General features: G+C 49.1%; 13 protein-coding genes. 10 read left to right on the forward strand and 3 right to left on the reverse strand.

The window, feature by feature from the left end; translation table 11 throughout:
• The first annotated feature begins 92 nt into the window (after positions 1–92).
• The 4 genes from A3848_RS07130 to rlmD all read left to right on the forward strand — a co-directional run bounded on the left by A3848_RS07130 (position 93) and on the right by rlmD (position 4058).
• Positions 93–383 (forward strand): YerC/YecD family TrpR-related protein, encoded by a 291-nt coding sequence (locus tag A3848_RS07130; RefSeq protein WP_020428424.1) that lies wholly within the window; start codon positions 93–95, stop codon positions 381–383.
• The gene (locus A3848_RS07135; protein WP_074084265.1) at positions 384–1157 is read left to right on the forward strand and encodes a sirohydrochlorin chelatase; all 774 of its coding nucleotides are present in this window, start codon (positions 384–386) and stop codon (positions 1155–1157) included.
• A gap of 156 nt (positions 1158–1313) precedes the next feature.
• Positions 1314–2207 (forward strand): diacylglycerol kinase, encoded by an 894-nt coding sequence (locus A3848_RS07140; RefSeq protein WP_074084266.1) that lies wholly within the window; start codon positions 1314–1316, stop codon positions 2205–2207.
• Positions 2208–2486: 279 nt separating this feature from the next.
• Entirely contained in the window at positions 2487–4058 is a 1572-nt protein-coding gene (gene rlmD, locus A3848_RS07145; protein WP_074084267.1) for a 23S rRNA (uracil(1939)-C(5))-methyltransferase RlmD, read from the forward strand.
• A gap of 136 nt (positions 4059–4194) precedes the next feature.
• On the opposite strand, the gene A3848_RS07150 is transcribed toward rlmD, so the two are convergent.
• Complete coding sequence (locus tag A3848_RS07150) at positions 4195–5172, reverse strand: phosphotransferase enzyme family protein (protein ID WP_074084268.1); 978 nt, start codon at positions 5170–5172, stop codon at positions 4195–4197.
• Positions 5173–5297: 125 nt separating this feature from the next.
• Between A3848_RS07150 and A3848_RS07155 the strand changes: the two genes are divergently transcribed.
• The 4 genes from A3848_RS07155 (at position 5298) to A3848_RS07170 (ending at position 9176) form a co-directional block, all read left to right on the forward strand.
• The gene (locus tag A3848_RS07155) at positions 5298–5819 is read left to right on the forward strand and encodes a GNAT family N-acetyltransferase (protein ID WP_074084269.1); all 522 of its coding nucleotides are present in this window, start codon (positions 5298–5300) and stop codon (positions 5817–5819) included.
• Between the two features lie 230 nt (positions 5820–6049).
• Positions 6050–7234, forward strand: a complete 1185-nt coding sequence (locus tag A3848_RS07160) for an NAD(P)/FAD-dependent oxidoreductase (RefSeq protein ID WP_074084270.1) — start codon at positions 6050–6052, stop codon at positions 7232–7234.
• A gap of 44 nt (positions 7235–7278) precedes the next feature.
• Entirely contained in the window at positions 7279–8142 is an 864-nt protein-coding gene (locus A3848_RS07165) for an RNA polymerase sigma-70 factor (protein WP_074084271.1), read from the forward strand.
• 371 nt (positions 8143–8513) lie between these two features.
• On the forward strand, positions 8514–9176 hold the full coding sequence (locus A3848_RS07170) for an ABC transporter permease (RefSeq protein ID WP_178381926.1): 663 nt from the start codon (positions 8514–8516) through the stop codon (positions 9174–9176).
• Positions 9177–9280: 104 nt separating this feature from the next.
• Here the strand turns inward: A3848_RS07170 and A3848_RS07175 are convergent, their stop codons facing one another.
• Positions 9281–10267 carry a hypothetical protein gene (locus A3848_RS07175; protein ID WP_074084273.1) on the reverse strand — a complete coding sequence of 329 codons (987 nt, stop codon included), beginning with the start codon at positions 10265–10267 and terminating at the stop codon, positions 9281–9283.
• A complete protein-coding gene (locus tag A3848_RS07180) occupies positions 10245–11165 on the reverse strand; it encodes an AraC family transcriptional regulator (RefSeq protein ID WP_074084274.1) in 921 nt (306 codons plus the stop codon). Before A3848_RS07180 ends, A3848_RS07175 begins: the two co-directional genes overlap by 23 nt.
• A 157-nt stretch (positions 11166–11322) precedes the next feature.
• Here A3848_RS07180 and A3848_RS07185 point away from each other — a divergent pair, with 157 nt between their 5' ends.
• On the forward strand, positions 11323–11565 hold the full coding sequence (locus tag A3848_RS07185; protein WP_074084275.1) for an acyl carrier protein: 243 nt from the start codon (positions 11323–11325) through the stop codon (positions 11563–11565).
• Positions 11562–12902, forward strand: coding sequence for an ATP-grasp domain-containing protein (locus A3848_RS07190; RefSeq protein WP_074084276.1), 1341 nt, complete (start codon positions 11562–11564; stop codon positions 12900–12902). The genes A3848_RS07185 and A3848_RS07190 overlap by 4 nt, the downstream gene beginning before the upstream one ends.
• Positions 12903–12913 lie beyond the last annotated feature (11 nt).

Here is a 12913-nt window from a genome sequence, read left to right on the forward strand (position 1 = left end):
AGTCACTACATTTAGGCTTTTGAACTCTTTTTTTTGAAGGATATCTTATCAGTGATGTCAGCACTGACCAAACTTTTAGGGGATGATAATCGATGCAGCTTAAGAAGCTAAACGATAAAAGTATAGACCAATTATTCGAAGCCATTTTGACTTTAAAAGATATGGAAGAATGCTATGTGTTTTTTGATGACCTGTGCACGGTGAATGAGATTCAATCCCTCTCGCAGCGTCTGGAAGTGGCGCGTATGCTGGGCAAAGGGTCTACATACAATCAGATTGAAGCGGAGACCGGAGCCAGCACTGCGACGATTTCGCGTGTGAAGCGCTGCCTGAACTACGGGAATGACGGATACAAGTTAACGCTGGAACGTTTGGGACGATAATTGATGAAGACGGGCGTACTGATTATCAGTCACGGCTCCCGCGATCAGGCCTGGGTTTCAATTGTCGAGGAAGCTGTAAGCCATGTGGCGCTGGAGGAAGAGATGCCCGTTGCGGTTTCTTTTCTGGAGCTGGTAGAAGGCCGTTTGATTCAGGATGGTATAGATAGTTTGGAACATGCAGGGGTCACAGATATTATTGTGATCCCCTTGTTTGTTTCTTCCGGCAGTACACATATCGATGAGATAGAGTATGCGCTGGGCGCCAAGCCTGCGCCGGAGAAGGAGACCGACCTTGAACCTTTTGCCGTCAAGGCCAGGGTGCATTACGGCTACCCGGTCGACGACGATCCGGATATAGCTGTTATGATCTGGGACAAGCTGCGAGGGCTGTCCAAGCATCCGGAGCGGGAGACGATTCTGCTGGTGGGCCATGGTAGCGTACATGACGGGTTCCGGCAGCGCTGGCAGCAGGGGATATCCACGCTGGCTGAACGTGTGCGCCGGATTAGCGGTGCAGCAGCGGCGGACTACGGTCTGCTGAACCCGGACAGTGTGCGGAGCAAGGTGGAGTATTGGCAGGAGCAGGGCCATGATGTACTGGTGGCTCCGCTTTTTTTAAGTCAAGGCTATTTCACCAAGCATGTTATTCCCGGGCGGCTCAGCGGCCTGAAGTATGCCTATTCAGGACAGACGCTGCTGCCGCATCCCTTATTGCCGCACTGGATTGAGCAGCAGGTGAAGGTTATGCTGGAACGGATTCGGGAAGGCTGTTAAGAATATTTTGCAGCAAAAAATAGTGTTTCCGGTATTGATTTCATCTCCTGCTGCATACATTGATCTATGCATTCTGCTTGCCGTCATTGCTTGTGTGGTCCCGAATTGGGTATAATCAGTAAAGTTATCAATTATATAAACAGGTGGCGTCCGGTAATGAAAACTGCGAGATTGATCTATAATCCCACCTCTGGTCGGGAAGAAATGAAGAAGCGGCTTGCCGATATTTTGGACCGGCTGGATATTGGCGGCATTGAAGCCTCGTGCCATGCAACAACCGGAGAGGGCGATGCTACAGCAGCCGCAGCGGAAGCCGTCGAACGCGGGTGTTATGATCTGATCATAGCGGCGGGTGGCGACGGTACGCTGAATGAGGTTATCAATGGTATGGCCGAGAAGCCGAATCTTCCTCCTCTCGGTGTATTTCCGGTGGGGACTACCAATGATTTTGCCCGGGCGATGGGTATCCCTAAGAACTGGGAGGATTCATGTGATCTGATTCTGCGTCAGGAGTCGCGCCTAATTGATCTTGGCAAAGCCAATGACCGTTATTTCATTAATATAGCCGGCGGCGGACAACTGACTGAGCTGACATACGAGGTTCCCAGCCGACTGAAGACTATGATGGGCCAGCTTGCGTACTACCTGAAGGGGATTGAAAAAATGGCCAGTCTCTCTCCGCAGGAGCTGTACATCCGCGCGAACGGCCAAGAACTGATCCATGACGAGTTCATGCTCTTCCTGATCGCCAATACTAATTCCGTAGGCGGCTTTGAGAAGCTTGCTCCGGATGCCCGGATTGACGATGGACTATTCGACGTAATCGCGGTCAAGAAATGTAACCTGGCCGAATTTATCCGCCTGGTCAGCCTGACGATCCGCGGTGAGCACTTGCAGGATAAGAAGGTTGTCTATTTCCGCACCGATGCCATGGAGGTTACCTCCCCAGGCTATGTTCAGCTAAATCTGGACGGCGAGCTTGGCGGCACACTGCCGGGCAATTTCAGTATACTGCCGCAGCATCTGCGGATTTTTGCACAGAATAATTGAGCGGGAATCCTTCAATAACGGGAAATACTCCAACTAAATGGGCTGGAAAGTCTCTGTGCGCTGAAATAGTTGGAATTGCTCCATTTAATTCGTGTAACAAGCTCCTCTTTGAATGTCGAGCCGGCGAATTAGCTGGAGTTTTTCCATTTAAGTGCTTCTATAATGACAATGAGATATAATTAGCTGGAGGAATTCCAACTAAATGTATGATATAGGTGCTTCCGAGGACCATAGTTAAGAAGCTTAATAGTGAAGATAATGAAAGAAGTGAACCCATAGATGAGTAAACAACGCAGTGGACGCAGCGCAAGCCGCCGTGACGGCTCGGCACCTGCCGCCGGACTGCCAGTGAATAAGAATGACGAGGTGATGCTCGATATTATCGGCATGACCCATGAAGGCGAGGGGGTAGGCCGGGTAGAGGGCTTTACCCTTTTTGTGCAGGGCGCGCTACCTGGTGAGAAGGTCCGGGCCAAGGTGCTTAAGACCAAGAAGCAGTATGGCTATGCCAAACTGCTTGAGCTTGTGCAGGCCAGCGGCGACCGGATCCAGCCGCCTTGCCCGATCTACGACCAATGCGGCGGCTGCCAGCTGCAGCATATGGACTACACGGCCCAGCTGGCGTGGAAACGCCAGCTGGTGGTGGACAACCTGCAGCGGATAGGGAAGCTGCAGATTATGGGGGCACCGGGGAGAGGTGCTATAGCTGGAAGCGGGGGTGCAGAAGGAGCCGCGGCGAATCTCACTGCCGGGGCGGAAATTGGGGCGTCTGATGGGGATAACGTGGCGGATGTAAGCGCAAGTGCTGCGGGGGCACAGGCTGACGGCATCATCGTCCGGCCCACCCTCGGTATGGACGAGCCTTGGCGATACCGCAACAAAGCCCAGGTGCCTATCGGCGTTACCGACGGAGGACTTGTGGGCGGATTCTACGCCCGCGGCAGCCACCGGATTGTCGACATGGAGACCTGTCTGATCCAGCATGAACATAACGACGATGTCGTAGCTGCAGTGAAGCGAATCGGCAGAGAGCTTGGCATCTCTGCCTACGATGAGGAAACCGGACGCGGGCTACTGCGTCACGTCGTAGTGAAGAAGGCCTTCCGCACCGGCGAAATGATGCTCGTCCTCGTAACCAACGGCCGCGATATCCCGCATCTGGACGCCTGGATCGGCAGCATCCGTGAGGCACTGCCGCAAGTGGAGAGCATCTGCCAGAACGTGAACACCCAGCGGACGAATGTGATTTTTGGCAGCGAAACCCGTGTCCTGTGGGGCAGAGACGTCATCTACGACTACATCGGAGATGTACAGTTCGCCATTTCTGCCCGTTCCTTCTATCAGGTCAATCCGGCACAGACTGAGGTGCTGTACGGTAAAACCGTAGAATACGCCGGATTGACAGGTAATGAAACGGTTATTGATGCCTACTGCGGCATCGGAACGATCTCGCTGTTCCTGGCACAGCACGCGGCTAAGGTGTACGGTGTTGAGATTGTGCCTGAAGCGATTGAAGACGCGCGTTCTAACGCTAAGTTGAATGGGATGAAGAACGTAGTGTTCGAGGTAGGCGCGTCCGAAGACGTGATTCCGAACTGGAAAGAGCAGGGCGTCACACCGGACGTGATCGTTGTTGATCCGCCGCGTAAGGGCTGCGATCCTAGGTTATTAGAGACAATCCTTGCAATGAAGCCGGAGCGGGTGGTGTATGTGTCGTGTAATCCATCGACACTGGCGAGGGATTTGCGGGTGCTGGAGGATGGCGGGTACAAGACAGTGGAGGTGACTCCGGTGGATATGTTCCCGCATACGGTGCATGTGGAGTCGGTAGCTTTGCTAGTGAGGGAGTAAAAAATAAACAGAAGCGGCCAGGAATCTATATAAGATTCCGGATCTCTTCTGGAGTAAGAGCCATGTAGAGAGGTCTACATGGCTCTTTTGTGTATTTTTAAACTTAGATTGCGAGCGTTCAAGAGTATAGGAATTGTTATTCCCAATACGGAACACCTGTGAAGAGAAACGATTCATTGTTTACATAGGCATTAATTTCTCTACTGGCTAATTTACTGATATGGTTTGGCAACCAATCCTGCGAATCGGGCAGACCCAGCCAGAAATTCATGGTTTCAAGCTGTGCTGCAACGAAAAAACCTTCCAATAGCTCAATATAGTTATCCGGTAATGAATGATACTTAGAATATGATTTCAGTAACTGTTCTCTGAATGAAGGGTGTATATAGGAGAACGTCCAGCCCAGATCAACCAAATAGTAACCAAACCCGCAAGCGCCAAAATCGATGGGCCGCGCCTCGTTTTCATGAAACACAATATTACTTGGAATCAAATCGGCATGAATCATTCCCCAATTACCGGACGTTCTCTCCATAGAGTTCATCATTGTAATTACCTGCTCACCTGCAATCTGAAGAAGTTCAGTATCACTTGTATGAAGCAAACCTGCATTAGCCCGCTCCCTAAGCTTGCCCAGTGATTGTAATATACGGGAACTATCAAAGACAGGACGTTCAAATAAACTTGGGATTTGCCAGTTAGAGGCTTGCCTATGTAATTTACCGGTCATTTCACCTATATATTTAGCGTCATCTATTGTAAGGATAAAAGGCTTCTGCTCACCTTCCACCCATTGTAGCAAAGTGCAGCTTGTATTGTTTACGTTCGTAATGAATTCTCCGCAGGTATTCTTGTAAGGTGAAGGCAGGGTTAAATCTGTATCTAATGCTAAGGCGTGAAGCCAGATCATTTCGGAATGGATCACTTCCGGCTTACTCCAAAAACTCTCAAGAGCGTCACCCTTGGATATATGCAATCGGAGGCTATAGCTGTTGTTATCCAGGTCAGTGATTTTGTAGATCGTATTTCCGCTTTGTGCAATGAAATCAATCGATTTACATGTTATGGAGTAGTTACTTAACGCTTCCTTTGCTATACTCAAATTTTTATTCAATCGCAGATCTCTCCTCGTTATCATTGTATAAAATCACAATATCACATCTATTTTTTGGGAAAAATGTAATGGTTGATTATATTTGATTTTGACTACTGGCAAATAGTTGATAGGGGGGATTGTTCTTGAAAACCGTATTTTTAGCAAAGCCGAGTATTGAATATCAAGACGAATACATAGCTTTCTACGAGGAATGGAGGTCTAGTGGAGAATCTATTGTACCGTGGGTTGTAAGCAGAGACCCGTCTGACTTTGAGGGTATGATTCAATTTCTGCTTGAAAATGAAAATCGAGAGCATATCCCTGAAAATTGGGTTCCAAGTTCTACATACTGGTTAGTATCCAATGACAAGAGGGTCATAGGGGCAGTAAATATCAGACATGACTTAACTGAAAAGTTATTAAATTGTGGCGGTCATATTGGATACGGAATTCGTCCTACCGAGAGACAAAAAGGTTATGCTACAAAATTACTTGCTATGGCATTGGGAAAAACAAAAGAACTCGGTATCAGAAAAGTTCTTGTTGTATGTGATGAAGACAATATAGCTTCCGAGAAAACGATACTAAACAACGGCGGAATACCGGACACAAGCTTTACAGAAGAAGATGGCAATATCGTAAAAAGATTTTGGATTGAAACCTAATCATTTTGAGATGCTTCAAGTCTTTACGCCTGTAAATCCAACAAACAAAGGGGAAAATATGATAAAGATTCAATTCTCAATCGAAAATAATTACCGACAAAGGTAAGGCATGTTTTACACCGTTTAATATCCGTGAGTACGAATAATCGGCAGTCGTCAACATATCGCTGTTGTCACAACACGACCCCTTATCTCGTTTTATAAGCAAAACAAAATAAGGAGTGGTTGCAATGAAAGAATTGATATGCATCATCGTTGGCGGAGGATATGCGGGCATCAATGCGGTTAATGCGATTCGAAAAACGTTAAAGGGTGAGTCAAGCCAGCGTCCGCTTCGACTCATTCTAATCGATAAGAATCCCTATCACCTTCGTAAAGTTTTGCTTTTTAAGCCTGCGGCAGGAAACGAAGATATAATTGTCCCACTGACAAGGTTGTTTCCCGTGGGGGTCGAATTCGTTCAGGCTACAGTAACCAAAATCGAATCAGAGAAGAGAAGGCTGCTTTATCAGGATGCCGAAGGAATTGAGAATTCGATGGAATATGACATTCTCGTTTTGACGGTAGGCAGCATCGTACGGCAACCCGACCTTGATCAGGGGGGGATGGCATTGGCGAGCTTGGATGCCGCGTGGAAGATCAGAGAAGCGTGGCGCACGAATATGCAAAAAGCCGTTAAGGAAACAAACGCGAAAGAGCGTCAGAGATTAATGACCATTGCCGTTGCGGGAGCAGGTATAAGCGGCATCGAGACATCTGCCGAACTGGCTCATTTCGTTCGAGAAGATGCGCAGCAATGGGGACTTGATCCGGGCGCTGTGAGGATAAAACTATTTAACACGAACAAGAGGCTATTCCCGGATGGCCCGGCCAAGGTAGGGCTTAAACTGGAACGTTCACTTGAAGCTTGCGGAGTAACCGTCTTACAAGGGAGCAGAGTTTTACAGGAGAAAGAGGGAACGCTTACCTTATCTAGCGGAGAAACGATGTCTGTCGGTCTATGTGTTTGGACGCTGGGGCTTCTACCCAATCCAACGCTGCGAAACATCGGGTTACCGGTCACTCCGGAAGGATACGTGATCGTAGATGCAAGTTACCGGGTTCAGGGTACTCAGGGTGTATACAGCATTGGCGACTGCGCCCGAATCGTAGACCCTGCTAGCGGACGTGCGGACGGGAAGACGTGTAAGGAAGCGACCGCTCAAGCGGCAAGGCTTGGGAAGATTTTGTCGGCGGATCTTGAAGGGCGCCCTGCACCTTCGCATAAGGGGTTTATAGACTTTTTCTGCTTTGGCTTAGGTCCGGGGCATGGAATGGCATGGACACGTATATTGGGGGTAGATATTGTTTTTACGGGAAAGCTGGGTTGGCGACTGAGGAAATTTACATGGGATGCACCAAGTCTGTTAAAATAATGTAACTAAGTAGAGGATTTGAGGCTAAGATTGGAAGTGGGAAGATGCAAGAGTTATATGAGCAGTATAAAGCGCTGCTGTTTACGCTTGCCTACCAACTGACCGGGTCGGCTTCCGATGCGGAGGATGTTGTGCAGGACGTATTCCTGAAGATCAATGACGTAGATCTGGCGCGTTTGGTTAAACCCAGAGCATATCTGTGCAAAATGGTGACTAATCGCTGTCGGGATTTATTCAAATCGGCGCGTAAACGGCGGGAACTGTATTTCGGACAATGGCTTCCCGAGCCCATTTTTACGCCCAATGATGAATCGTTTGAAGCGGTTGTTCGTGATGAGCTGTTGTCTTACGCTATGCTCGTGTTGCTTGAAAGGCTATCCCATACGGAACGGGCGGTGTTCGTGCTTCGTGAAGCGCTCGGCTTTGAATATTCAGATATTGCTGAACTTGTTGACAAAAGTGAAGCAAATTGCCGCAAACTGTTCAGCCGTGCGAGAGGGAAGATGGGGATTACCCGTGATGAGCAGGTCCACTCAGAAGCGGCGAGCGAAGAGTGGGTCCGTCGATTCCTGAAGGCTCTCGAACTGGGAAACGTGGACACGGTTGTATCCATACTCGCCGAAGATGTCGTGTTGGTCTCTGATGGAGGGGGCAAAGCGTTCGCCGCCGTCCGTCCTATTGAATCGCGCGATCCCGTCGCCCGGTTCCTTCTCGGTCTAATTCGTAAGGCTCCTCATTACGAAGGAGGCGTGCATGTAGAGATGACGGATATAAATGGTCAAACAGGGCTTGTTGTCCGTTCAGGCGAGGGCATCGAAGTTGTTGTGCTGATACACGTTGAGAGAAATGCGATTTGCAACCTGTACTTTATTAGGAACCCAGATAAGCTGAGGCATTTATTGAAATGAAAAAGAGTATTCGATTGGAGCTAGTCCTTATGTACAAGACCACGAACAGCTTATATAAGGGAGGAATCATGACAACTTTCGACTTTCGAGATATTATTAACTCTTCTTTCTTTTGTCATGCTGTTTCAGGGGAAAATGCCGAGAAGGCTTGCGGCGGCAGCCGGATCTGCAACTATTGGCGTATTGGCAGAGCAGCTTTTTTTTGAGGGGTACAGATGACAAATGGTTTTGATCTATCTGATCTCCGCTCAATGCCGTTGTTCAAATAAAATAAAGAGCATCACCTCACTGCCCGAATCTTTTTTATTTCGGGCCTTGGAGACCACATCACCATTCGAGCCATGGACGGGAAGCATAAAGGATATCTAACTGTGACAGTAGCGGGGATTGTCGATCAGGATTTGCTGTCGAACGAATATAATAGCAGTCAAGTTCTTTCATTCTTTACGTCCCCGGAAGTCTATTCCAGGATCATGGGAACCGATACTTATTCCAGAATCTTCATCCTGGCTAATCCGGAGCTATCGAGCCTGCCTATAACAGACTATCTCAAATCATTAAATGAAAAGGATGCCGGATTTAATTATACGGATCGGGTGACGGAAATCGCTCAGGCCAAAAATGACGCCATGACGTTCAGTATCTTGCTGTATGGCTTCATCGGTGTCATTGTGCTCATTGGTTTCTTGAACATTATGAATACCGTAGGTACGAATCTGATCCTTCGTACGAAAGAGTTTGCAGTGCTGAAGGCCATCGGCATGACGCAGAATGAAGTGAGGAAAATGATTATTTTAGAAGGGATATTCTATGGTTTATTGGCCTCCTTGATCGGTATTCTGCTAGGGACGGCTCTGAATTATGGACTACATGTTCTCTTCGCAGGCATTTTGGATACAGCCTGGGTATTCCCGTGGGCCAGTATCGGCATTGCCTTCGCGGGTGCGATGATTACGTCGCTCGCCGCCGCGATTTGGCCGATGTATAGGTTAAATAAAGTAAATATTGTAGATGGCCTTCGGAGAGAGAATTAGATTACGTGATTCCACCCTGTGGCATCACCAATGAAAAGAAGACGCAGGAAACTCCTAATTCCTGTGCGTCTTCTTTTTTTGTGCTTGTGCAGAATAATGGGGATTTAATAATGGTTGTTGATGATCATTGTTAACTCTACCAATTCATCCAGAAGCTGCTCTTCCAAGCTGATGATCTCACCCATCTTCTTATGAATCTTCACCCGCGCAGCCGGCTTATTGCCGGAACACATCACCTTGATTATAAATTGATTAATCAGATCCCACTGCTCTCCTGCATGCCGGTAGCCCTCGGCGGCCCGGGAGAGTGCGGGCACATGGGCACCATCGTCAAGCAGCTGCAGGAACAGGCTGAACCGAATTCTGCTGATCGGCAGGGCGTTGGCGTAGATCTTGAAGTTAGAACTGGCTTCGGCAGTCCCGTCGCCGGTAACTCCCTCCTCCAGATAGGCGTCCGCATAGGCGGATAGCTGCGCGGCAACCTGGCCCGGCTGAATCTGGTGGGTTGGATGGGTCAGCATTCCTTGAAGCGTAGTCTGCCAATCTGTGTATGAACGCGAAGTATCACAAAGATCAAATAAGGCATAGAAATGGCAGGCTTGCTCCAGGAGATCAAAATCCACTGCTTCAAGCTCTTTGCCATAGTAGGCATCCGTCAGATAAATGATGTTGCTCGAACGGTCCAGTCCAACGGCGAGACAGGCATGGCTGGTATGCAGCCTGCGGAAGGCCACACACCAGGGGCAGTCATAAGAATCGAATCCGACCAGGACCGGCATTCCTGAGGACAGCCGGCTCTCCAGGATGTCCAGCATAAAGTTCTTATCCATAGCCGGCCCCTTCCGTTCGATATAACTGAACCTAAGGCCATGGTACGCAGACAGGGATTCTGTACTGATCCGTGGCAGCATTAACCGCTCAATCAACGGCTGATCCGGGGACTGCTGTTCTTCAAAAGACATCTGCCAGGCATTGCCGTACATGCACTTGCTGTCCGTTCCCTGCCACTTCGCAACAGACTGGATGCAGTCATCAATACAACTGCGCAGGGTAGGGTAGGGGGTACTCTTAATGGGAGCAATGTTCAGCACTGCTCATCATCTCCTTCGCCGACAAAAAATGACTCTGCAACCGGTTTCGGTAAGAGGCAGGGGTCATCCCGCTATATTCACGGAATAGCCGGTAGAAATATTTCATATCGTAAATTCCGACCTCCAGTGCAACGGACTGTATCCCGAGCTTCGTGAACATCAGCAGGATGCAGCTGTATTTCATGCGGATTTCCTGCAGCATCTGGATGTAGGACCTGCCGGTTTTAATTTTGAATAATCTCTGAAATTGGCGGGAGCTCACCGAAATCTGCCGGCTCATCTCCTTCAGCGTGATTTTTTTCCTGAAATTACTAATCATATACAGGATGACGTCATGCAGCGGATCATAGTCCTTCCCGGGCTGCTGAGTGAAAGGGACGGCAGCTGCAGGCATAATGAGGTTCGCCACTTCGAACAGCAACGGGTATAGCTGCTGTTGACCCCTAAGTGAGCCATAGTTTTGCATCCCCTGCATACGGCGGAGCAATAAGGTCAGCTCTACGCTTTTCCCTCTATACCAGAACCATTGCTTCACCTCCAGAAGCCTCAGCAGTGGTAACATATCCACTTCGGAGAAGGGTCCCGGCAGCTCTCTGAGAATCCTGTTAAGCTCAGGCCTGAGCATACAATTGAAGATGAGGAGCGGCTCTGCACCGGTCAGATCCTGAGGGTGAAAGACATGGGAAACCCCGGGAGGTATAACTAACAAATCCCCCTGCATAACCTGCATTTTATCCTCACCCGCCAGATGGATTCCTTTCCCTTGAACCACATAAGCGAGCTCCAAAAAATCGTGCTGATGACATACGGAAGTGACCGTTTCCTGAGTGAGGAGCATTTGTACCGATGAACAGGAGTCAAATAGATATTCCCCAGTAAATACCGGAAAACCTTCCATAAACAAACCTCCGTTTCCTGCTTCCTTAGGATGGACAACCTGGAATCTCCCCTAGTATAGCTGAATATTTTGGCGCATTCAACCATATATTAACAGTTCGATTTTTGGTATATTCTTTCTATTCATTCCTAATACGCATACTGAAAGGGGTATACACATGCAGCAGAAGGTCATTGAAATTATCGCCGAAATCAAAGAGGAACCGGGCCTGCTTCAGACGCTGAACGGAGCTTCAGATCTGACGCTGGACGCCGCACTTGATTCCCTGCAAATCATCAACTTTATTCTGAGAATCGAAGACGAATTCGATGTCGAAGTAGATTTCGATACCTTTGATCTTGAACATTTGAAATCGGTAGACCGCTTCTCCGATTATGTCGCGGGGCTTGCCGTACGATGAAGAACGCTGTGCACTGCGGCAGCCTGGAGTCGGAACGGTACTGGCGGGAGGAAGATCTGGCTGCTCTGCCATCCGTTCCTGATGCGAAGGCTCTGGCTATTGTGCAGGCCATGGATGAGATGCTGTTTGTCTTCTGCAGGAGCGGAGATATTCTATTAACCCGTCAGGGTATGGACAAGGCTCAATATGACTATCTGCAATCGCTCGATTATTCATTTAGGACCAATAGGAATCCATTAACCTTGGGAGTGGAGGAACCAGGCACAGCACAGAACGCACTGAATGTATTTGAATTGCTGGGAAGGCTGGACCCCGGGCAGGAACTGGGCAGCTTAATACCGGAAGGATGGTTCCTTGAACCTTTTGCCGTGCTTCCCGGGACGCATGAGGCGGTTAGGCGATATAAGCTTCTGCCCGTTATCCCGGATGAACAAATTGTACGCAAAGTGAACACCAAAACCTACTCTGCTGCTATGCGGGACAGGCTGCTGCTGCCGAATATCGCTCTTGTCGTCCATAACACGGAAGAGTTGCTGCAATCAGGACAAGCGTTGCTGGAGAAGGGGGCTTTTCTGATCAAGGATGAGTATGGTGTATCCGGCAAAGGAAATCAGCTCGTGGACTCTGAGCGGGTGTTGCGCAGAATTGCCGGGTATCTGGAGTCCAGCCGAAACCAGGACAAAAGAATAAAGTTTGTGCTCGAACCTCTGCTGGACCGGGAGACAGACTTCTCCTGTCAATTTCACATTGATCCGGAAGGCCGGATCTCGATATTGTCCGTTCAGCAACTGGTCAACCACGGTTTTGCCTTCGGAGAGTCACATTCCCCGGAGCCGTCTCTGCTCGAAAGGCTGGACCGGGAAGGATATTGGGAAACCATGCACAGCATTGGGCGGGAGCTGTATGCAGATGGTTATTTCGGTGATGTATGCGTGGATTCAATGCTGCTGCGTGACGGGAGCCTCGCCCCTCTGGTGGAGATCAATGCCCGGAAGTCGATGAGTCTGATCAAGCATAATGTAGACCGCCATCTCAAGCAGGAGGGGATGCACACCTGTCTATTACAGGTACCGCTGGCAACTCTAGGCGAGGTTCATTATGAAGATCTGCTGGGGCGGCTTGCGCAAGAAGACGTTTTATTTTCGCTGGGAGAGGGGGAAGGAGTAATTCCTTTGGCTTCGGGTACACTCCAGCCTCCAGCCTCTTCCCGATCCACCGGCTCCGGCAAAGGCAAGCTGTATGCAGCACTCGCTTACCGGAATGAAGACAGCAAGAATAGACTCATCCGTAAGCTGGACGAATCGCTTCTGCGCACTGGCTATACTATACTGCGATAAAGAAAGGGATC

Origin of the sequence: Paenibacillus sp. P32E (assembly GCF_001909085.1) — a bacterium.
Lineage (GTDB): Bacteria > Bacillota > Bacilli > Paenibacillales > Paenibacillaceae > Paenibacillus_AQ > Paenibacillus_AQ helianthi.